The organism is Enterobacter cloacae complex sp. BZL2005 (genome assembly GCF_049238885.1).
GTDB lineage: Bacteria > Pseudomonadota > Gammaproteobacteria > Enterobacterales > Enterobacteriaceae > Enterobacter > Enterobacter roggenkampii.
In genome coordinates this window covers 481,679-503,688 of the sequence record NZ_JBMKGI010000002.1, presented here as the reverse complement: position 1 = coordinate 503,688, position 22,010 = coordinate 481,679, and the positions used below count along the sequence as shown (strand labels likewise).

The 22,010-nt window shown below is 55.8% G+C and carries 17 protein-coding genes and 1 tRNA gene; 10 read left to right on the top strand and 8 right to left on the bottom strand.

The window, feature by feature from the left end; all coding sequences use genetic code 11:
• Nucleotides 1-7: 7 nt before the first annotated feature.
• Nucleotides 8-2,680 carry a phosphotransferase RcsD gene (rcsD, locus tag ACOTXI_RS06830; RefSeq protein ID WP_058654847.1) on the bottom strand — a complete coding sequence of 891 codons (2,673 nt, stop codon included), beginning with the start codon at nucleotides 2,678-2,680 and terminating at the stop codon, nucleotides 8-10.
• A gap of 742 nt (nucleotides 2,681-3,422) precedes the next feature.
• Here rcsD and ACOTXI_RS06825 point away from each other — a divergent pair.
• The 6 genes from ACOTXI_RS06825 to mgtE all read left to right on the top strand — a co-directional run bounded on the left by ACOTXI_RS06825 (nucleotide 3,423) and on the right by mgtE (nucleotide 10,833).
• The gene (locus ACOTXI_RS06825) at nucleotides 3,423-4,535 is read left to right on the top strand and encodes a porin OmpC (RefSeq protein ID WP_008500242.1); all 1,113 of its coding nucleotides are present in this window, start codon (nucleotides 3,423-3,425) and stop codon (nucleotides 4,533-4,535) included.
• A gap of 115 nt (nucleotides 4,536-4,650) precedes the next feature.
• On the top strand, nucleotides 4,651-5,706 hold the full coding sequence (gene apbE / locus ACOTXI_RS06820) for an FAD:protein FMN transferase ApbE (protein WP_008500243.1): 1,056 nt from the start codon (nucleotides 4,651-4,653) through the stop codon (nucleotides 5,704-5,706).
• A 72-nt stretch (nucleotides 5,707-5,778) separates the two neighbouring features.
• Nucleotides 5,779-6,837: a bifunctional DNA-binding transcriptional regulator/O6-methylguanine-DNA methyltransferase Ada gene (gene ada / locus ACOTXI_RS06815; RefSeq protein ID WP_008500244.1), complete on the top strand. Its 1,059-nt coding sequence runs from the start codon at nucleotides 5,779-5,781 to the stop codon at nucleotides 6,835-6,837.
• A complete protein-coding gene (alkB, locus tag ACOTXI_RS06810; protein ID WP_058654849.1) occupies nucleotides 6,837-7,493 on the top strand; it encodes a DNA oxidative demethylase AlkB in 657 nt (218 codons plus the stop codon). Before ada ends, alkB begins: the two co-directional genes overlap by 1 nt.
• A gap of 69 nt (nucleotides 7,494-7,562) precedes the next feature.
• A complete protein-coding gene (locus ACOTXI_RS06805; protein ID WP_058654905.1) occupies nucleotides 7,563-9,206 on the top strand; it encodes a multidrug ABC transporter permease/ATP-binding protein in 1,644 nt (547 codons plus the stop codon).
• A 190-nt stretch (nucleotides 9,207-9,396) separates the two neighbouring features.
• Nucleotides 9,397-10,833 (top strand): magnesium transporter, encoded by a 1,437-nt coding sequence (gene mgtE, locus ACOTXI_RS06800; RefSeq protein ID WP_008500966.1) that lies wholly within the window; start codon nucleotides 9,397-9,399, stop codon nucleotides 10,831-10,833.
• Here mgtE and ACOTXI_RS06795 read toward each other — a convergent pair.
• Nucleotides 10,796-12,085: a SulP family inorganic anion transporter gene (locus ACOTXI_RS06795; RefSeq protein ID WP_008500965.1), complete on the bottom strand. Its 1,290-nt coding sequence runs from the start codon at nucleotides 12,083-12,085 to the stop codon at nucleotides 10,796-10,798. The two genes, mgtE and ACOTXI_RS06795, sit on opposite strands and share 38 nt — an antisense overlap.
• A 187-nt stretch (nucleotides 12,086-12,272) precedes the next feature.
• On the opposite strand from ACOTXI_RS06795, the gene mqo reads away from it, so the two are divergent.
• Complete coding sequence (gene mqo, locus ACOTXI_RS06790) at nucleotides 12,273-13,922, top strand: malate dehydrogenase (quinone) (RefSeq protein ID WP_023325740.1); 1,650 nt, start codon at nucleotides 12,273-12,275, stop codon at nucleotides 13,920-13,922.
• Nucleotides 13,923-14,015: 93 nt separating this feature from the next.
• Here the strand turns inward: mqo and eco are convergent, their stop codons facing one another.
• Nucleotides 14,016-14,519 (bottom strand): serine protease inhibitor ecotin, encoded by a 504-nt coding sequence (gene eco / locus ACOTXI_RS06785; protein ID WP_421633874.1) that lies wholly within the window; start codon nucleotides 14,517-14,519, stop codon nucleotides 14,016-14,018.
• 209 nt (nucleotides 14,520-14,728) lie between these two features.
• Between eco and ACOTXI_RS06780 the strand changes: the two genes are divergently transcribed.
• Nucleotides 14,729-14,989, top strand: a complete 261-nt coding sequence (locus tag ACOTXI_RS06780; protein WP_008500962.1) for a DUF2534 family protein — start codon at nucleotides 14,729-14,731, stop codon at nucleotides 14,987-14,989.
• 124 nt (nucleotides 14,990-15,113) lie between these two features.
• On the top strand, nucleotides 15,114-16,301 hold the full coding sequence (locus ACOTXI_RS06775; protein ID WP_023294093.1) for an MFS transporter: 1,188 nt from the start codon (nucleotides 15,114-15,116) through the stop codon (nucleotides 16,299-16,301).
• Nucleotides 16,302-16,338: 37 nt separating this feature from the next.
• Here the strand turns inward: ACOTXI_RS06775 and ACOTXI_RS06770 are convergent.
• The 3 genes from ACOTXI_RS06770 to ACOTXI_RS06760 all read right to left on the bottom strand — a co-directional run bounded on the left by ACOTXI_RS06770 (nucleotide 16,339) and on the right by ACOTXI_RS06760 (nucleotide 18,495).
• A tRNA-Pro gene (locus tag ACOTXI_RS06770) sits at nucleotides 16,339-16,415 on the bottom strand.
• 72 nt (nucleotides 16,416-16,487) lie between these two features.
• Complete coding sequence (gene yejM / locus ACOTXI_RS06765) at nucleotides 16,488-18,248, bottom strand: LPS biosynthesis-modulating metalloenzyme YejM (RefSeq protein WP_058654850.1); 1,761 nt, start codon at nucleotides 18,246-18,248, stop codon at nucleotides 16,488-16,490.
• A gap of 19 nt (nucleotides 18,249-18,267) precedes the next feature.
• Nucleotides 18,268-18,495 (bottom strand): YejL family protein, encoded by a 228-nt coding sequence (locus ACOTXI_RS06760; protein WP_008500958.1) that lies wholly within the window; start codon nucleotides 18,493-18,495, stop codon nucleotides 18,268-18,270.
• Nucleotides 18,496-18,629: 134 nt separating this feature from the next.
• On the opposite strand from ACOTXI_RS06760, the gene yejK reads away from it, so the two are divergent.
• Nucleotides 18,630-19,637, top strand: a complete 1,008-nt coding sequence (gene yejK / locus ACOTXI_RS06755) for a nucleoid-associated protein YejK (RefSeq protein WP_008500957.1) — start codon at nucleotides 18,630-18,632, stop codon at nucleotides 19,635-19,637.
• Nucleotides 19,638-19,687: 50 nt separating this feature from the next.
• On the opposite strand, the gene rplY is transcribed toward yejK, so the two are convergent.
• Nucleotides 19,688-19,972 carry a 50S ribosomal protein L25 gene (gene rplY, locus ACOTXI_RS06750; protein ID WP_008500956.1) on the bottom strand — a complete coding sequence of 95 codons (285 nt, stop codon included), beginning with the start codon at nucleotides 19,970-19,972 and terminating at the stop codon, nucleotides 19,688-19,690.
• 125 nt (nucleotides 19,973-20,097) lie between these two features.
• Nucleotides 20,098-21,858 (bottom strand): DEAD/DEAH box helicase, encoded by a 1,761-nt coding sequence (locus tag ACOTXI_RS06745; RefSeq protein ID WP_058654852.1) that lies wholly within the window; start codon nucleotides 21,856-21,858, stop codon nucleotides 20,098-20,100.
• Nucleotides 21,859-22,010 lie beyond the last annotated feature (152 nt).

The window sequence follows — 22,010 nt, the reverse complement described above, 5'->3', positions numbered from 1 at the left end:
TACCTTGCTACAGCAAGCTTTTGACGTAGGCGTCAATGTCGCTGATGTATTTTTCAATGCCAGAGGCATCTTTCTCACGAATTAGATGTTCCAGCGTTTCACATAACTGCTTGCCGGGAACCAGATTAAGCATGGCAAACACCCCTTTAAGCCGGTGTGCTGTCTGTGCCAGCGCTGCAAAATCATTCGCAGCGGACTCAGTATACAACCGCTTAACATCATCTGGTACTGTATCAACAAAGAGTGAATAGTATCCGCTGGCGTGAAGCTCGGCATTTTCATTACCGCCAAGCGGGGATTCCGCTATCTCTTCCTGCGCCAGCTGCTCTTCTATTAGTTGTAGTACAGCTTCCTGCATCGCATTGCTTATATTAAAGTTGACGCGCAGCTGGCCAGGGCCGATTTTCCGCACGCCTGACTCATCATCGCTTAAAAGCAAGCCGGAGGCAGTAAGATTAGACGGATTATCAGTTAAAAACAGATCAAATTCTTGACTTGCAAGTCTTTCATCCGGCGTGATGCAGGCCGCCCCCCAGTTTTCTAACTGACGAACGACAATATTGCGGATCTCGTTCGAGGTCACATCGACCATCACCACGACATCATCCAGCAGACGTTCTTCATCTTCTTCCTGCGGATTGGCCGCCATTTTCACGTGCAGAGAATAGCGGGTGCCGAGGGATTCACGGGCTTTGATATTCAGATGGCCGCCGAGCTTACGCGCCAGCTGATCGCACAGCCAGAAGGTGAGGGCATTGGCCTTGCCGTAGCGATCGCTTTGCGTGTCGTTCAGGAACGGGAAGTGGAGATTATCAATTTCACTCGTGGTGACGCCTTCCCCGGTGTCGAGGATGCGGAACGTCAGGCGGTCTTCTGCCGACTCCTCCGTACTGACTTCGAGGGTGATCTTGCCGATCTGCGTGGTCGTCACCGCGTACTGAATGATCATCAACAGTATGCGGCGCAGCGCTTCACGATCGCCGTGGCGCTCGTCATTTGCCGGAAGATTGTTATTGATCAGCAGCTGCAACCCTTTACGCTTAATCACGGGCAGGACTTCCGGAACGACTTCATCGATCAGGTCCTGAACAGAGAAGAGGGTAGGTGTTCCTTTCCAGAAATCATTCTCCAGCATGTTCGCCAGCTGGATCTCGTCAACCATTCTGACCAGCGAGTCGGCCTGACAGGCAAGCTGGTGGCTTTCTGACGTATTTAACGCCTCCGCCTGGGTCGCCAGCGTTTTTAACGGCTGCTTGAAGGCATCGCCAATGTTCTGCATAAATGCGGCGCGCCCCTGCTGGTTTTTCTCATACAGTCTTTGCGCCTGCTTGAGCTTTTTATTCACCAGCACCTCGCGATCCTGATCGCGAATGATGAAAATTTGCGTGCGGGAGGCGACCTGGCTGCGGAACTGACGGATCTCGTACAGCTCATTGTTGATGGTGGCCTGGATCACCCCCTGGTGCTGATCCGCCATGGTGGTGATGTTCTGCAGGTTAAGATGCGGCAGCAGATGGTCGGCAATTTTATTGCTCATTACCGTACGATTCGCTTCCTGATCGTGAACTAAGACCCCAAGCGGCAGCACGGAAATAATCTCTTCATTTAGCGCACGTAACACGCGCAGTTCATTGCTGGTGCCTGCCGGGACCGCAGAGGCGTCGCTCTGACGCCCCGGCTGGAAGCGGAAGGTGCTGTAGCCAAACAGCGCCAGCGCCAGCAGACCGATATTCAGCAGCAGAGGCAGCAGGATATTTTGCAGCGTGTCGAGCAGCAGCGTGCCAAACGGCACTTGCCACACCAGACGCATACCGGTCGAGTTCAGGGATGAGGCAATTTCGATTTTTGAACCGTTAAAGGAGATCGAGACGCTCTCTGCGGCCTCTTTGTCAGACGCCGCACGCATGTTCTGGGTGCTGCTGTCGGGCTCCAGACGGAAGCTATCGAGCGGCATATCCGGCGGGATTAAATCATTAATGGGTAAATCGAAGGCGACCACCGTCGCCAGATGCCCTGGCTGGTTGAAGGTAGTGCGCAGAGTAAAATAATGACCGTTTTGCCAGGCCAGGCGGCGCAGGGAAGAGAAGCTTTCACGTTCATCAAGGGCGTTCGCCTGCTGCAGCATCTCTGCCCGGCGGGAATCGACGATGCTGCCCACGGTGGTCTCTTTAAACCCGGAAGAGAGATCTTTTAACGGCAGCGTTGAGATCAGGATCATGCTGTTGTCCTGACCGTTCAGATAGTACATCGACCACGGCACCGTTTCGGCCCCCCAGAGGGTATCCAGATAGGTCGAAATACGCTGCGTCATCTCAAGCGTCGCGCTGTCGTGAGAACCAAAAATAAGCGCCTCAGTCTTACGCTGCGGTTTTTCGAGGTAATAGACATCCTGCTTAAGCCGCGTCTCCTGAAGTCCATCTCCGGATGAGGAGGCCGGGGCGGCCGCAATATTGTCGTAAATCTGCCAGGTGGCGTAGCGCCAGGTATCGATGCGCTTATGCACGGCGTGGGTGATATCGACGACCTGATAGCTCTTATCCTTCAGCCAGGCGTTAACCGCGCTTTGTACCATCACCCCCATGGTCACTAACAGCACAACGATCAAAAGAAGAAAGAAACGGGTGATGCTCCCGGGGAGGAGGGAGAATTTGCTCGGGGCGGTGGTTTCAGTCTGACTCATTGATATCTTTAACCCGTCATGGTCATGCTCTGTGGCGATAGGGCAGTATAAAGGGTAATAACTGAATTTCCAGCGCCACCGTCCGGGAACAGGCGACTTTTTCAACGGACAATACCGGCGGCGGGTGGCGCGGTAAACATGTACAAACTCGTCCTGCGCGTACAAATAAAAAGTGCGGCTGGCCAGCAAATAGCACGAATTAACAAGAAATTAAGTTTTACATCAATTGTGTGTTAGCGAACGATCGCTGGGGAGAATTTAGTTAATAGTCGTTACAATTTCGGTGCGGTAGCACAAAAAATGAGGCGTTGCGTAAAGAAAGGTAAAAAAAACCGAATGCGAAGCATCCGGCTCAATTAGGGATAAACAGACATTCAAAACTGAATGACGGTAATAAATAAAGTTAATGATGATAGCGAGAGATATTTTAGAGATTAGCCGCGATCTTGTTTTGTCATTCAGTGCTGTAACGATTTTTATTATAAGTTATTGATTACTATATGTATGATTTTTCTTTTGATTATAAGTGCTAAATTTATAAGCTATTTGTGCTTTGTAAAAGTTCCTTGATATTTACATTTTGAAACATCTTGATGGACAGATGAAACATCTTCAAAGTTTTCGTATCATATTCGCATTGGATTATTCTGTAATTTTGCGGAGAATGAAATTGCCGACTGGTTAATGAGGGTTAACCAGTAAGCAGTGGCAATTATAAGGCATATAACAGAGGGTTAATAAAATGAAAGTTAAAGTACTGTCCCTCCTGGTACCAGCACTCCTGGTGGCAGGCGCAGCAAATGCGGCCGAAATTTATAACAAAGATGGCAACAAATTAGATCTGTACGGCAAAGTCGATGGTCTGCATTATTTCTCTGACGACAAGGGTAACGACGGCGACAAGACCTACATGCGTCTTGGCTTCAAAGGTGAAACTCAGGTTAACGATCAGCTGACCGGTTATGGCCAGTGGGAATACCAGATTCAGGGTAACAAAGACGAAGGCGACAACCAGTCCTGGACTCGTGTGGCCTTTGCAGGTCTGAAGTTCGCGGAAGCAGGTTCATTCGATTACGGTCGTAACTACGGCGTGATTTACGACGTGACCTCCTGGACCGACGTTCTGCCTGAATTCGGTGGAGACACCTATGGTGCCGACAACTTCCTCCAGTCTCGTGCTAACGGCGTGGCAACCTACCGTAACCAGGACTTCTTTGGTCTGGTTGATGGCCTGAACTTTGCTCTGCAGTATCAGGGCAAAAACGGCAGCGTAAGCGGTGAAAACACCGACGGTCGCAGCCTGCTGAACCAGAACGGCGATGGCTACGGTGCATCCGTGACCTATAACCTGGGCGAAGGTTTCAGCGTGGGTGGTGCGATGTCCTCCTCCAAACGTACCGCCGATCAGAACGCACTGGGCGTATACGGTAAAGGGGATCACGCAGAAGTCTATTCTGGTGGCCTGAAGTACGATGCCAACAACATCTATCTGGCAGCACAGTACTCTCAGACCTACAACGCAACCCGTTTTGGTACCTCTAACGGCAGCAACCCAACTACCGCTTACGGCTTTGCTAACAAAGCGCAGAACTTCGAAGTGGTTGCTCAGTACCAGTTCGACTTCGGCCTGCGTCCATCCGTGGCTTACCTGCAGTCTAAAGGCAAAGACATCGAAAACTTCGGCGATCAGGATCTGCTGAAATATGTTGATGTGGGTGCGACTTACTACTTCAACAAAAACATGTCCACCTACGTGGATTACAAAATCAACCTGGTTGATGAAAATGAATTCACCCGTCAGGCGGGTATCGGTACTGACGATATCGTCGCGCTGGGTCTGGTTTACCAGTTCTAATCGCGCCATCGTGTGACGTAAGGGGCCTGATGGCCCCTTTTTTTGTGCCTTTCTGATTCTCACAACTCACCCGTTTTGGTGTACTCTTGCCGCCCTGGCATGAGGATAATAATGAATGGACATGACTTTTTTACGCGCCAGCTTTCTGGCTATGCTTTTTTTCCTGACCGCGTGTAACGATCCCGCGCCCGTGGCGAAAACCGACGCACCTGCCGCGACGGTGCTCGAAGGCAAAACGATGGGCACCTTCTGGCGCGTCAGCGTGATGAACCTCGATAAAACGCGCACGGATGAGCTTCGCGGCAAAATCCAGGCACAGCTGGACGCCGACGATCAGCTGCTGTCGACCTATAAAAATGACTCGGCGCTGATGCGCTTTAACCTCTCAACCAGCACCTCTCTGTGGCCGGTGAGCGAGGCGATGGCCGATATCGTGACCGAGGCAATGCGCGTAGGTTATAAAACCAACGGTGCGATGGATGTCACCGTCGGCCCTCTGGTGAACCTCTGGGGATTTGGCCCGAATAAACAGCCGGTGAAGACGCCCGAACAGGCGGCCATTGATGACGCCCGCGCCCGGACCGGGCTACAGCATCTGACCGTCATCAACCAGTACGGGCAGCAGTACCTGCAGAAAGATATTCCCGATCTGTTTGTCGATCTGTCGACGGTCGGGGAAGGCTATGCGGCGGATCATCTTGCTGCACTGATGGCGCAGGAGGGGATTTCCCGTTATCTGGTCTCCGTGGGCGGCGCGTTGGTCAGTCGGGGCATGAACGCCAGCGATAAACCGTGGCGCGTGGCGATTCAAAAACCGACGGATCGGCAAAATGCCGTGCAGGCGATAGTGGATATCAACGGACATGGCATCAGCACTTCCGGAAGCTATCGCAACTATTATGAGCTTGACGGGAAGCGTATTTCGCACGTGATTGATCCGCAGACCGGTCGCCCCATCACGCATAACCTGGTCTCGGTGACGGTCATTGCCCCCACCGCGCTCGAAGCGGATGCCTGGGATACCGGATTAATGGTTCTTGGCCCGGAAAAAGCCAAAGAGGTGGTCCGTCAGGAAGGGCTGGCGGTTTATATGATCACCAAAGAGGGCGACGGGTTTAAAACCTGGAGCTCGCCGCAGTTCAACAGTTTCCTGGTCAGCGACAAAAATTAAAAAGCAAGGTTGCGGGTTTTTTATCGGTGGCGCTCAGGCACGCTCTATGTATGCTTATACGAGGAGCCGATCATGAAAAACCCAACCTTCACTACCGATGAGGATCGCTGGCAGGCCGTGCTGGCCCGCGATCCGCTCGCTGACGATCAGTTTGTCTTCGCCGTGCAGACGACCGGTATTTTCTGCCGTCCGTCATGCCGCGCCCGCCACGCGCTGCGTAAAAATGTCCGCTTTTATCCCGATGCCCGGCACGCCGCTCAGGCGGGCTTTCGTCCATGCAAGCGCTGCATGCCGGACAAGCGCGATCCGCAGGCGCAAAAGCTGGCAAAAGTGGAACACGCCTGTCGGCTTCTGGAGCAGGATCCTGCGCTAACTCTGGAGAGGTTGGCGGAGCAGGTTGCCATGAGTCCTTTCCATTTCCACCGCCTGTTTAAATCCGTGACCGGCATGACGCCAAAAGCCTGGCAGCAGGCGGCGCGGGGTCAGCGTCTGCGCACCGCGCTTGCGCAGGGAGACAAAATTACCGATGCCGTGCTGGCAGCGGGATTTCCCGACAGCAGCAGCTATTATCGTAAAGCCAACGATGCGTTGGGCATGACGGCGAAGCAGTACCGTAAAGGAGAGGTGGCCGTACGGTATGCTATCGATGACTGTTCGTTAGGACGCTGTCTGGTCGCCGAAAGCGAGCGGGGGATCTGCGCGATTCTGCTGGGTGACACCGATGCTGAATTAACCGCAGAGCTTGCAACGCAATTTCCAAAAGCAACGCACGCGCCGCGGGACGACGCCTTCGTACAGCGGATCCACCAGGTCATTGCCAGTATTGATAACCGCGACGTACCGCTTGCGCTGCCGCTGGATATTCGCGGTACCGCGTTCCAGCAGCGCGTCTGGCAGGCCCTTCGCGCAATTCCCTGCGGTGAAACGGCAAGTTACCAGCAGGTGGCGCAGGCGATTGGTCAGCCCAGTGCGGTACGCGCCGTCGCCGGAGCCTGTGCGGCCAACACGCTGGCGATTGTGATCCCCTGCCATCGCGTGGTTCGCAACGACGGCGCGCTGTCGGGCTATCGCTGGGGGGCGGCGCGAAAAGCGCTATTGCTAAAACGTGAGGCGAAACGCCGGGAGGGATAATGCTCGATCTTTTTGCGGATGCTGAACCCTGGCAGGAGCCGCTTGCGCCGGGGGCGGTTATCCTGCGCCGCTTTGCTCTCTCCCGTGCGGAGGCGTTGCTTGCCGGTATTGAAGAGGTCACAGCGGCTTCACCGTTTCGCCATATGGTGACGCCGGGCGGCTACACCATGTCGGTGGCCATGGCCAACTGCGGCGAACTGGGCTGGGCGACAAACGAACGTGGGTATGTGTATGCTCCGAACGATCCCACGACAGGTCGGCCGTGGCCTCCCATGCCTGCGGTTTTCCAGGCACTTTGTCACGAGGCTGCCGTGGCGGCGGATTATCCTGACTTCCGTCCTGACGCCTGTCTGATCAACCGCTACGCCGTCGGGGCGAAGCTCTCGCTGCATCAGGACAAGGATGAGCCCGATCTGCGCGCGCCTATCGTTTCGGTATCGTTAGGCCTGCCCGCCGTTTTTCAGTTTGGGGGATTACGCCGCAACGATCCGCTCAAACGCTTCATGCTGGAACATGGCGATGTGGTGGTGTGGGGCAGGGAATCGCGGCTTTACTATCACGGCATTCAGCCGCTGAAACCCGGCGTTCACCCCCTCACGGGCGAGTACCGCTTTAATCTGACCTTCCGTCAGGCGGGGATGCGTAAACTAAAATAAGAATTATTCTTGATGTCCGCGCAGGGCAGTTTACACTGCTCGCTGATTTTTATTGTCCGGATTGCCTGCATGCAACTACTTCTCCTCGTCTGGCGTCAGTACCGCTGGCCCTTCGTCGCCGTCATGGCGTTAAGCCTGGCCAGCGCCGCGCTGGGTATTGGCCTGATCGCGTTTATTAACGTGCGGTTGATTGAAATGGTCGACACCTCGCTCTCCGTATTGCCGGAGTTTCTTGGCCTGCTGCTTTTGTTGATGGCGGTTACGCTCGGTTCCCAGCTTGCGCTGACTGCGCTCGGGCACCATTTCGTTTTTCGCTTGCGCAGCGAGTTTATCAAGCGCATCCTGGACACTCAGGTCGAGCGCGTCGAGCAGCTCGGCAGCGCCTCCCTGCTGGCGGGGCTGACCAGCGACGTTCGCGCCATTACTATCGCGTTCGTTCGTCTGCCGGAGCTGGTGCAGGGGATCATTCTGACCTTCGGCTCGGCGGCCTATCTCGCCTGGCTCTCCAGCAAAATGCTGGCGGTGACTGCGCTGTGGATTGCCATCACCATCTGGGGCGGTTTTGTGCTGGTGTCCCGCGTCTATAAACACATGGCGGTCCTGCGCGAAACTGAAGATAAGCTCTATAACGATTACCAGACGGTACTGGAAGGGCGCAAAGAACTCACCCTGAACCGCGAGCGCGCCGAGTATATCTTTAACCATCTCTATATTCCGGACGCGCGCGAATACCGGCACCATATCATTCGCGCCGATACCTTCCACCTGAGCGCGGTGAACTGGTCAAACATTATGATGCTGGGCGCCATTGGCCTGGTGTTCTGGATGGCGAACAGCCTGGGCTGGGCGGATACCAACGTCGCGGCAACCTACTCACTGACGCTGCTGTTTTTGCGCACGCCGCTGCTCTCGGCGGTCGGCGCATTGCCCACCTTGCTGAGTGCGCAGGTGGCCTTTAATAAACTCAAAAAATTCGATCTCGCGCGGTTTAAGCCCGAATTCCCGCGCCCACAGGCCTTCCCGAACTGGCAGACGCTCGAGCTGCGTAACGTCACGTTCCGTTATCAGGACAGCGCCTTCTCCGTGGGGCCGCTCAATCTGACGATCCGCCGCGGCGAGCTGCTGTTCCTGATTGGCGGCAACGGCAGCGGTAAATCGACGCTGGCGATGCTGCTCACTGGCCTTTATCAGCCGCAGTCGGGCGAGATTTTACTGGATGGCACGGCGCTGAGCGCGGAGAAGCCCGAGGACTACCGCAAGCTTTTCTCGGCGGTGTTCACCGACGTCTGGCTGTTTGATCGGCTGCTGGGGCCGGAAGGGCAGCAGGCCAATCCTGCGCTGGTGGAAAAATGGCTGGCGCACCTGCAGATGTCGCACAAGCTGGAACTTCAGGACGGCAAGATCCTTAACCTCAAACTCTCCAAAGGGCAGAAAAAACGCGTGGCGCTGCTGCTGGCGCTGGCGGAAGAGCGTGACATCATTCTGCTCGACGAGTGGGCGGCGGATCAGGACCCGCACTTCCGCCGCGAGTTTTATCAGGTGCTGCTGCCGCTGATGCAGGAGATGGGCAAAACCATTTTCGCCATCAGCCACGACGATCATTACTTTATTCACGCTGACCGCTTGCTGGAGATGCGCGACGGCAGGCTGAGCGAGCTGACCGGTGAAGCGCGCGATGCGGCCTCGCGTGACGCGGTGGCGCGAACGGCCTGATGCCCGTGTGCCGGGTGGCGGCTTCGCCTTACCCGGCCTGGGATTTTGTAGGCCCGTGCAGCGTAGCGCCGCCGGGCACAATGATTTGCACGATATGCCGCTTTTTTCTCCATCCCGGCCCGTTGTTTATTCTTATTTACATATCCTCGCGCTATGCTTAATACCAACTTATTTCATGGATTTATGATTGATGTCGGTATTAAAGAAAAACAGCGCCAGGCAGCGTGACCAGGAACGTGCGCGACTGATCTGGCTTCTCACGACCGATAAAGCGGTCACGTCTACGCTATTAGGCAAGCTGACCCTGGCTGAGCAATATGATGTCGGCACGTTAGCCGACGATATTGCTGAGGTAGGTGCGCTGGTTGCTCATCTCCCGCCGCCGGATCTGGCGGATACCCTGGAAGCGCTTCCCTCGGAAGAACGTCACGCCCTGTGGCGTCTGGTGCAGGATCACGAGCGCGGACAGGTGCTGCTTGAGGCCTCGGAAAACGTCTGGGACGACCTGATCGACGAGATGAGCGATCGGGACATCCTCGACGCTCTGCAAACCCTGGATATCGACGAACAGATTTACCTGGTTCAACACCTGCCGCGAAACCTGACCGGCCGCCTGCTGGCGTCACTGCCTGCCGATGAACGCGCGCGCGTGCGCCAGGTGATGCATTACGACAAAAACAGCGTCGGCGCGATTATGGAGTTCGGCGTTATCACGGTGCGCCCGGACGTGACGCTCGGCACCGTGCAGCGCTATCTGCGTCGCCTGGGCAAAATGCCGGATAACACCGATAAGCTGTTTGTCACCTCCCGGGATAAAACCCTCCTCGGCGAACTGGAGCTGAAAACCATCCTGCTCAACAGCACCCAGCGGAAGGTGAGCGAGGTGATGGAAAACGAGCCGATGGTCTTCTCCCCGGAGGACGATGCGGAAAAAGCGGCGCGTACCTTCGAACGTGATGACCTCGTGAGTGCCGCCGTCGTGGACTCCGTCGGCAAACTGATGGGGCGTCTGACCATCGACGAGATCGTTGACGTCGTTTATGAAGAAACCGACAACGACCTGCGTGCGCTGGGGGGGATCAGCGCGGAAGATGACGTCCATGCTTCCGTCGGCAAGGCGGTGAAAACGCGCTGGGCGTGGCTGGCCATTAACCTGTGTACCGCGTTCATCGCTTCCCGCGTGATTGACGGCTTTGAACACACCATTTCGCAGCTGGTGGCGCTGGCCTCGCTGATGCCGATTGTGGCCGGGATTGGCGGCAACACCGGAAACCAGACCATTACCATGATCGTCCGCGCGCTGGCGCTGGAAAATATTCAGCCCGGCAACTTCGCCTTTCTGATCTTCAGAGAGATGGGCGTGGCGCTGATCAACGGCCTGGTGTGGGGCGGCATTATGGGCGGCATCACCTGGTGGCTGTATGACGATATGGCGCTAGGCGGTGTGATGATGCTGGCGATGGTGCTGAATCTGCTCGTGGCATCGATGATGGGCGTTATTATCCCGTTGACCATGACCAAACTGGGGCGCGACCCCGCGGTGGGGTCGAGCGTGATGATCACCGCCATCACCGATACCGGCGGTTTCTTTATTTTTCTTGGGCTGGCGACGATTTTTCTGCTTTAAGCCGACGCTTAATGCGGGCGGGAAGCAGCACCATGACGATAATCCCGCCCAGCACGCCAATCGCCAGATTGCCGGTTGATACCGTGGCGGCAACGGTGACCAGCATGACGACCGTTTCAGCAATCGGAGCCGTTTTCAGCGTGGCCGGCTGAAGGCTGTGCCAGCTGAAGGTTTTAACGGCGACGATGGCCATAATGCCCGCCAGCACCGCCATCGGGATGTTGGCCATCACGTCGCTGAGCGCCGTCACCAGGATCAGCAGCACGATGCCCGCAGCGAAGGTTGAAATGCGGCTTCGGCCTTTCCCCATCTCCACGTTAACGATGGTTTGTCCGATCATCGCGCAGCCCGCAATACCACCGTAAAATCCGGCCAGGATATTGCCGACGCCTAATCCAATGCTCTCGCGGCGTTTACTTGACGGCGTCGCGGTCAGCTCATCCACCAGCTTTGCGGTCAGCAGGGATTCCAGCAGGCCGACAAACGCGATGCTCAACGCGCACGGCCAGATTATGCTCAGCGTCTGTAAATTGAGGGGGACCAGAAGTTCGCTAAGACCCGGCAAGCCGCCGCTCATGGCGCCTTCATCGCCCACGGTCGGCAGGTTTTGCCCGGTTGAAACGGTAAACAAGGTTAACAGCACAATCGCAATCAGCGGGGAAGGGATGCTTTTGAAATAGCGCGGCACCCACAGCACGATCAGCACCGTCAGCACGAACAGGCCTACAATCAGCGGGCTTCGGCTCCAGAAATGCGGAACCTGCGCAAAGAAAATCAATATCCCGAGGGCGTTAACAAACCCGGTCATGACCGACTGGGGAATAAAGCGCATCAGTCTGGCCATGCCCAGGAGGCCAAACAGAATCTGAATTACGCCAGCCATGAGCACGGCGGGAAGAATGTACTGTACGCCGTGCTGATGCACCATGGGTCCAATAACCAGCGCCACGGAACCGGCCGCGGCCGTGACCATCGCCGGGCGACCACCCAGTACAGACAGGGCAAGACACAGCACCACGGAAGCGATCAGGCTGACCTTCGGGTCAACGCCCGCCACCACCGAAAATGAGATGACCTCGGGGATCAGCGCCAGGGCGGTAATCACGCCAGCCAGCGTTTCACGCGTCAGCTGTTTAGGGGAACGCAGCACGCTGGCGACACGGTTTTCGGGAGAGACAGCAGAATGGGGTAGGGACATAACGTTTCGCTGGTTAGGGCAGGCTTCCGTGCGCGCGATCACAAAACGCAACATACTAGCCAGTTAAACCGCGCTTTACCAGACGCTTCGATAATTCCTCACAAACAATCCATCATTAAATTTCACAATTACAATAATTTCGTAACCTTTAAACAATATTTAAAAGTTGTTACCGTGCCCCCGCAGCTTGTTTCACCTGCAATTTCCACGCATCAAGCACTTTTACACTAAGGCATAAATTATGAAAAAAATGACTGCCATGCTCTTTTCTCTGGCCGTGGGGCTTAACACCGTCTCCATGGCGGCGAAAGCTGACGCACCAAAAGAGCAGGAAACGGACGTCCTTTTAATCGGTGGCGGTATCATGAGCGCCACGCTGGGAACCTATCTGCAAGAACTGCAGCCGGACTGGTCAATGACCATGGTCGAGCGCCTTGATGGCGTGGCGCAGGAGAGTTCGAACGGCTGGAACAACGCCGGTACCGGCCATTCGGCACTCATGGAACTGAACTATACGCCGCAGAAAAAGGACGGTTCCATTAGTATCGAGAAGGCGGTAGAGATCAACGAGGCGTTCCAGGTATCTCGCCAGTTCTGGTCTCACCAGGTCAACAGCGGCGTATTGCACGACCCGCACTCTTTCATCAACACCGTACCGCACATGAGCTTTGTGTGGGGCGAGCAGAACGTCAACTTCCTGCGCGCGCGCTACGCCGCACTGCAGCAGAGCACGCTGTTCCGCGGGATGAAATACTCTGAAGACCACGCGCAGATTAAAGAGTGGGCTCCGCTGGTCATGGAAGGTCGTGACCCGAACCAGAAAGTGGCGGCGACCCGTACCGAAATTGGTACCGACGTCAACTACGGTGAAATTACCCGTCAGCTGGTGACGTCTCTGAAGAAAAAAGAGAACTTCAACCTGCAGCTCAGCACCGAAGTGCGCGGTTTCAAGCGCAACGCGGATAACAGCTGGAGCGTGACTGTTGCCGATCTGAAAAACAACGAAGCCGAGCACGTCATCAAGGCGAAGTTTGTCTTTATCGGTGCGGGCGGTGCCGCGCTGAAACTGCTGCAGGAGTCCGGTATTCCGGAAGCGGATGACTACGCGGGCTTCCCGGTGGGCGGTCAGTTCCTGGTGTCCGATAACCCGGAAGTGGTGAATCGTCATCTGGCAAAAGTGTACGGTCAGGCTTCCGTGGGCGCACCGCCAATGTCTGTTCCGCACATCGATACCCGTATGCTTGACGGCAAACGCGTGGTGCTGTTTGGCCCATTCGCGACCTTCTCCACTAAATTCCTGAAAAACGGCTCCCTGTGGGATCTGCTCAGCGCAACCACCACCTCTAACGTCAAGCCGATGATGGACGTGGGGCTGGATAACTTCGATCTGGTGAAATACCTGATTAGCCAGGTGATGCTGTCTGACGACGACCGTTTCGAAGCGCTGAAAGAGTACTATCCTGAGGCGAAGAAAGAAGACTGGCGTCTGTGGCAGGCGGGTCAGCGCGTGCAGATCATCAAGCGCGATCCGAAAGAGGGGGGCGTGCTGCGTCTGGGCACCGAAGTGGTGAGCGATAAGGACGGTACCATCGCCGCGCTGCTGGGTGCGTCACCGGGTGCGTCTACCGCTGCGCCAATCATGCTGCACCTGATGGAAAAAGTGTTTAAAGATAAAGTCGCCAGTCCGGAATGGCAGGCGAAGCTGAAGACCATTATTCCATCCTACGGCACGAAGCTGAACGGTAACGTGAGCGCGACGGAGCAGGAGCTGGAATACACCAGCCGCGTACTGCAGCTGCAGTACATCAAACCGCAGGCTGCGGATGCTGCGCCAAAAGCGGAGCTGAAGCCTCAGCCGGAAAACAAACCGGTTGCGGATATCGCGCTGTAAGGTAAAAAAGCCGGGTGGCGCTGACGCCTACCCGGCCTATGTTCGGTGTTGTTTTGTAGGTCGGGTAAGGCGAAGCCCCCACCCGACTTAATTTCAACGTACGACAGCCTGCTCAATCTTCTCTTCAGCCTTCCACACGTGATATTTCACTTCCACATTTTCAGGCGTATAGACCACGATCGGCAACTTGCTGTTGTAGCGCAGCAGGCTGTTGTCGCCCAGATAGGCGGTCACAAATTTCTTCTCTTTCTTGCCATCCGGGCAGGCCATCATGGTGGAGACCGGAGAGGTGACTTTATCAAAGACGTAGTAGTCGTAACCCCAGCCTTCCAGCGTTTTGCTTTCCAGCTGACCGCCCAGACGATGCTGGTTGCAGTCCACTTCCAGCGTCTTGCCAATTAACAGCTCCACTTTGTAGTTCGCTTCATCCTGCTGAACCGGAAGCTGAATCACCTGACGCTTCATCCCTTTATCCGCTTTCGGATACGGGGCGACTTTTTCCAGCGGCTGCGCTTTAGGTGTTTCGCTGGCGAAAGCGCTGGTGCTGACACACGCGGCGGCGATGAGTGCGATGGCAAATTTAGGTGCGTTTTTCATTGTCATTCCTTTATGTCAAAACGATCTTGCACAGGTTAACATAGCGGCCGTGAATGATTGGTGTTATTTACTTACATTTTCAATATATACAGCGTAATAAACCAGGTATTTGTTATTTATGTAGGTGTTTGTACTGGCGTGGAGTCTGGCAGGCGTTTGTGTTATTTTAGACTCTATATAATGTTATTCATCTGTAAAAGGGAAGAGAGATGGTTCGTGCAAAACTGAAAACGCCTGAAGGCCGCAAGTTCCTCCTGGCGCTGCTGGTCGTGTTTATGATTGCTGCCGCGTGCGTGGGGCGGGCCACCATTGTTGGCGTCATCGAACAGTACAACATTCCACTCTCAGCCTGGACAACCAGCATGTATGTCCTGCAGTCGGCGATGATCTTTGTCTACAGTCTGGTATTCACCGTTCTGCTGGCTATACCGCTGGGTATTTTTTTCCTGGGCGGACGTGAGAAGCACTAAGCACCGATTTGCGATAACTGAGCCATCCTGCGGGGTGGCTTTTTTTATGCCTGATAATTTTTATTCGCCTTTCCAGGATATTCTGTTGAGAGCACCTTTGTTTACAGAAAGCAGGAGAGGCTTAATGCAATCCCGGTTTGCCACGCTCCGCCAGATCCCAAAAGGTGTCTGGGTGGTCGGTGGAGTAAGTATGTTGATGGATATCTCTTCGGAGATCATTCACAGCCTGCTGCCATTGTTTATGGTCACGACGCTGGGCGCCAGCGTCATTTTCATTGGTTTGATTGAAGGCCTGGCTGAGGCCACTGCGCTGTTTATCAAGGTGTTTTCCGGCGCCATCAGTGACTATCTGGGCAAGCGTAAAGGGCTGGCGGTTCTGGGCTACGGTCTTGGCGCGTTGAGTAAACCGTTGTTCGCTATCGCCTCTTCTTCCGGCATGATTCTGGGGGCACGCTTAATCGACCGGGTCGGGAAGGGGATCCGGGGAGCGCCGCGCGATGCGCTGGTTGCTGACGTTACGCCGCCGGAACTTCGCGGCGCGGCCTTTGGGCTGCGTCAGTCCATGGACACCATCGGCGCATTTCTCGGGCCGCTGCTGGCCGTAGGATTGATGCTGCTGTGGAACGATGATTTCCGCACGATTTTCTGGATCGCGGTGATCCCCGGCGTGCTCGCCGTGGCGCTGCTTTTCTTCGGCCTGCATGAGCCGAAAACGCCCGTCGAACATAAACGCACGAACCCCATCAAAAAAGAGAACCTCAGGCGTCTCGGGAAAGGCTGCTGGTGGGTGATTGGTCTGGGGGCCATCTTCACGCTCGCACGCTTCAGTGAAGCCTTTCTTGTCCTGCGCGCACAGCAGTCGGGGGTGCCGCTGGCGCTGATCCCGCTGGTGATGGTGGCCATGAATCTGCTTTATTTCCTCTCAGCCTATCCGTTTGGCAAGTTATCGGACCGGATGAGCCACACCAGGCTACTGCAGTGGGGTCTGGTGATGCTGATTGGAGCAGATATTGTGCTGGCGCTGAGCACCCACTGGGCTGGAATGCTTCTGGGCGTTGCGCTTTGGGGAGTGCATATGGGGATGACGCAGGGGCTGCTGGCGGCAATGATCGCAAAAACGGCGCCTGCGGATCTGCGCGGTACCGCCTACGGCATTTTTAGTCTGGTCAGCGGCGTGGGATTGTTAGTCGCCAGCCTGGGGGCAGGAGCCATCTGGGAAACGTTTGGGGCGGAATATACGTTTTATGCCGGGGCGGTGATTTGTCTGGTAACGCTTGTATACCTGCGCAAAACGCCGGACGAGGCGAAATAAAAAACCAGCCATAAGAGGCTGGTTTTCAATGTGTTTTTGGTCGGCACGAGAGGATTTGAACCTCCGACCCCCGACACCCCATGACGGTGCGCTACCAGGCTGCGCTACGTGCCGACGCATAGAAAGAATACTACTCGATTCCGTTTTGAATGCAAGGAAATCCGTCGCTAACTGGTTTATTATTAATCAGTTAGCGACAAAACGCTTCTCATCCGTCAGGACCTGCAGCAGCAGGCTCAGCTGCGGTTTCTGGTCTTTTAGCCGCTCACCCTGCAGGTTATACGTCTGATAATTCCCGTTGCTGTTCAGCACCAGCGTCAGCTTCGGCGTGGTCACCACCAGCGTATTATTCCCTGCTGCCGTAACCCAGTTATGGCGGCGCGCGGCGCTGAAGAGATCCTGGCCCTGCGAATACTCGTTTGCTGGCGTGCTGACGTGCAGCAGGCGTTGCATCAGGGTGGTCATCACATCTTTATGCTCGGTAAGCATAGTGATGCGCTGCGCCGGGGTGCCCGGCCAGTGGATGACCAGCGGAACCTGCAGGTCAGGGCGTGACCAGCTCATGCTCTTCGTCTCGTCACCTAACGGGACGCCATGGCCTGCCGTCACGATCACCACGGTGTTGTCCAGCTTGCCGGACTCACGTAGCGCGTCAAGCACGCGGGCAATCTGCGCATCAACATCACCCGCCGCGCGGCCGTAGCGGCGCGCGAAATCACTCTTGTTGCTGTTAGCAAGCGTTGTGCCGTTAAAGGCAACCCATGAGAACCAGCGGTTATCTTCCTGGGCATAGCGCTGCAGCCAGTTTATCCATTGGCTGGCGGTCTGCGCATCGGACTGATTCTGTGCCGCCGGCAGTGAGAAATCAGACAGCAGCGCCTGGCGGTAGAGCGGGCTGTTAAAGCCATCGGATGAGAACAACCCTAACTGATAGCCCTGCTGATTCAGCCCGGTGATCAGCGCCGCAGGCGTGCGGGTAGAGAGTACGCCGTCCATGTATCCGGCTGAAATGCCATAGAAGAGGCCAAAGATGCCCGCGTCGGTTGTGTTACCGGAGCTCATGTGCTGAGTAAACGTGACGTTTTGACTTGCGAAATCGGCCAGGGCAGGCATCTGCTTCTCATAACGGGAATAGTTCAGGCCGTCGACGGTGATGAGCAGGACGTTTTGCCCGCGGCCCATATCGCGATAGCGCAGGTCGCTCAGAGGATACTGCACGCTGACGGCTTCCGGGTTACCCTGCTCGATAAGACGGCGCTGGTACTCCTGCGCATCAAGCAGGCCATGTTTCTCGAGGAAGCGACGGGCCGTCATCGGGTACGAGAGCGGCAGGTTCGCGCGCTGCATAGTAATAGGACGATAGAAGTTCGCATCCGCCCAGATATACATGATGTGCGAACTGATAAAGGAGACGAAGAAGAGCGCGGCGACGGGCTTCGCGTAGTGGCGTCGGCGGGTCAGGCTACGCAGTTTTTGCCAGCTCCAGGTGGCAAACAGCATTTCAATCAACAGGATCACCGGGACGCTGATAAACATCAGCTGCCAGTCGCGGGCCGTTTCGTTCTGGTCGGGGTTAATCACCAGCTCCCAGACGATGGGGTTGAGATGCAGGTGGAAGCGGGTGAACACTTCACTGTCGATAAGCAGCAGCATCATCCCCACCGTCGCAAGGATGGCGGACAAGAATCGCATCAGACGCTGCGACATGACGATAAACGTCAGGGGGAACAGGATCAGCAGATAGGTGGCGAAAACCAAAAAGCTAAAGTGACCGACAACGCTTATCCAGGAGTAGATACGCCCGGTGAGCGTTGTTGGCCAGTCTGCGACAAACAGATAACGACAGCCAATGACCGTCGCCAGCAGAATGTTGAACAGGGCAAACCAGTGCCCCCAGCTGACCATCTGGGAGACTTTTTCACGGTAGCGCTGACGATTCGTCACCATAAACTGTTGTTCGTATCCCTTAATGGGCCGGGTCGTTGCTGACGGACGACTGTAAAGCCTGGGCGAAAGATTTTGCGATCGCCTGACGCTGAGCCGGAGCAACGCTGGTGTTAATCAGGTTGGTGACCATATTTCCCAAAACCATCAGGGAGAGATCGGTCGGCGTTTTATGTTTTTCCAGTACGTTGACCAGCTCACTGAGCAGTTGTTCAACGTGTTCATCACTGTAGCGGGAATGTTGTGGCATAAATCAAAATCAGTTTGTTGATGAAAGGGCAACATATTACCGTAGCAACAGCTTTTTTTCCCCTTTTTTATCTGTTGTTGCACACATGTCCTGGTGGTGGTTGAATACCGCCCGGTCTAAAAGGAGAGTTTATCATGAGTCTGGAAATCAACCAGATTGCCCTGCACCAGCTTATCAAGCGCGATGAGCAAACCCTTGAAGTGGTGCTGCGCGATTCGTTACTGGAACCTACGGCGACCGTTGTGGAGATGATGGCAGAACTGCATCGCGTCTACAGCGCCAAAAATAAAGCCTATGGGCTGTTCAGCGAAGAGAGTGAACTGGCCGATAGCCTGCGCCTGCAGCGCCAGGGTGAAGAGGATTTCCTGGCGTTTAGCCGTGCGGCAACCGGGCGTCTGCGCGACGAGCTGGCGAAATACCCGTTCGCCGACGGCGGGATCGTGCTGTTCTGCCACTACCGCTACCTGGCGGTCGAGTACCTGCTGGTTACCGTGCTGAATAACTTAAGCAGCATGCGCGTGAACGAGCAGCTGGATATCAGCTCGACGCACTATCTGGATATCAACCATGCGGATATCGTGGCGCGTATTGATTTGACCGAGTGGGAAACCAACCCGGAATCGACCCGCTACCTGACTTTCCTGAAGGGACGCGTGGGCCGCAAAGTGGCGGATTTCTTCATGGACTTCCTCGGTGCCAGTGAAGGGCTTAACGCCAAAGCGCAGAACAAAGGGCTGCTCCAGGCGGTTGACGATTTCACAGCCGAAGCGCAGCTTGATAAATCTGAGCGCCAGACGGTGCGCCAGCAGGTTTACAGCTACTGCAACGAACAGCTGCAGGCTGGGGAAGAGATTGAGCTGGAGTCGCTGTCAAAAGAGCTGGCGGGCGTCAGCGAAGTCAGCTTCCAGGAATTTACCGCAGAGAAGGGCTATGAGCTTGAAGAGAGCTTCCCGGCGGATCGCAGCACGCTGCGTCAGTTAACCAAGTTTGCCGGCAGCGGCGGCGGGTTAACCATCAACTTTGATGCGATGCTGCTGGGGGAACGTATCTTCTGGGATCCGGCCACCGATACGCTGACCATTAAGGGGACGCCGCCGAATCTGCGCGATCAGCTTCAGCGCCGCACCTCGGGCGGTAAATAGCAGGCACAAAAAACCCCGCAGAAGCGGGGTTTTTTTCGACAGGTTTGCGATTACGCGCGAACGAAGTCGATGTGAGTCAGTTTTGGCTTGAACGCGTGACGCTGAACAGCCTGAACTTTCACTTTTTCTTCTTTACCGCCAACAACGATGGTCAGAACTTCGCTGTAGAATTCAGCTTTGGTCTGCAGGTTCCACAGTTTGTCGTGATCCAGTTCGATTGCAACTGGAGCAGCTTCGCCACCGTAAACGATAGCCGGGAACTTGTTAGCGGTACGCAGGCGGCGGCTCGCACCCTTACCCTGCACGTTACGTACTTCTGCTTCGATAGTGAACATTGATTTCTCTCTGTATTTAAAACCCTACTACAGGCGACCCAGCAGCAGGTGAGTGTTCTGCCTCACGGATGTGAAGCGGGCGGCATTTTATACTCAAATGCCCCTCACATCAATGAAAAGTCCCGCTAACCGCGCAATTCGTTGGCGCGACGGAAGCGACCTTCGTAGTCAAAGAGCTTCTCGCGCACCTGCCAGTACTGGCCTTTCTTACGGGCGACGACAAAATCCGGATGGCGCAACAACACCTGCTGGCGCACGATATCGGCCACGGTGATCCAGCGCAGGGGCACGCCCGGGGTGCGGGTGTGCGGGCGAATAAACAGCTGTTCGAAGGCCGTTCGCTGGGCAGGCGTCTGGACCCGGAAGCGCTCGCTGACGTCCGCCCCGTCCTCGTCGTAATAGGTGATTTTCAACCATTCGCCCTTTTCATCGGCGCCGGGCTGTAGCGCCATGCCGGAACAGCGCAGCACCAGCGCATCTTTCAGCTTTAGCGCCGCTTTCAGCATGTCGTCCGGGTCAACCAGCACCGTGTCGCACTCCCGACAGCGGCGAGCGGCAATGTCATTTTCGGCGTTGCACTGCGGGCAGTTTTTGAAGCGGAAACGAAAATCGCACTGCTCGCGATGCCCGTCATCATCTTCAAACCAGCCCTGACAGCGGCGGCCAAAATGTTCGATCAGCGTACCCTCGGCGGTGGTTTTGCCCCAGAAGGTGTTGGCAAACCCGCAGGCAGGGCAAAAGACCTGCACGGGCACGTTGTCGCTTTTTCCTTTTGGCGCGCCGACCTCAGGCGTATAGAGATCGTGCGGGTTACCGGCATAATCCAGGATCAGACAGTCGGTTTTCCCCGGCGCCAGACGCAGGCCGCGGCCAACAATTTGTTGATACAGACTGACCGATTCGGTCGGGCGCAAGATAGCGATCAGGTCGACGTGCGGGGCGTCAAAGCCGGTGGTCAACACCGACACGTTAACCAGATAGCGGAACTGCTGGGCTTTAAAGGCCTCAATCAGGCGGTCGCGCTCGGGGCCGGGCGTCTCGCCGGTGATGAGCGCCGCGTCGCCGGAGGGCAGTAACCCGGTGATTTCGCGCGCGTGCTCAACGGTGGCGGCAAAGATCATCACCCCTTTGCGCGTCGCGGCGAACTCCTCAATCTGGCTGATGATATGCGGCGTAATGCGCTTTTGCTTTTTCAGCTCCTGGTTAAGATCCGCTTCGCTGAATAACCCGTTGCTCTGCGCCTGCAGGCGGCTGAAATCGTACTGCACCACCGGCATATCCAGCCGTTCAGGCGGCGTCAGGTAGCCATGTTTAATCATGTAGCGCAGCGGAAGCTCGTAGATGCAGTCGCTAAACAGGGCCTTGTCATCGCCGCGCACCATGCCGTGATAATGGTAACGATAGATCCAGCCTTTACCCAGACGAAACGGGGTCGCCGTCAGGCCCAGCAGGCGCAGGTGAGGGTTCACGTCTTTCAGGTGCGTCAGGATTTGCTGATACTGGCTGTCGTCGTCATCGCTGATGCGGTGACACTCGTCGACAATCAGCAGCGAAAATTCGCTGCGAAACAGATCCAGATTGCGGGCCACCGACTGCACGCTGCCAAACACCACCTTGCCGTGGCTCTCTTTACGCTTTAGACCGGCGGCGAAAATGTCGGCTTCCAGTCCAAGTGCACAATACTTGGCATGGTTTTGCGCGACGAGCTCTTTAACGTGCGCCAGCACCAGCACGCGGCCACGGGCCAGACGCGCCAGCTCGGCAATGACCAGGCTTTTGCCTGCACCGGTCGGGAGCACAATCGCCGCCGGCTCGCGATGTTTACGGAACCAGGCGAGGGTGGCGTCAACGGCTTCCTGCTGATAGGGACGAAGTGTAAAAGTCATGGGGTCTCGGTTTTGTTATTCCGCACATATACCCGTCATACTTCAAGTTGCCTGTGCGTTGGCTGCACTCGTTCACCCCGGTCACTTACTTATGTAAGCTCCCGGGGATTCACTCCTTTGCCGCCTTCATGCAACTCGAATTATTTAGGGTA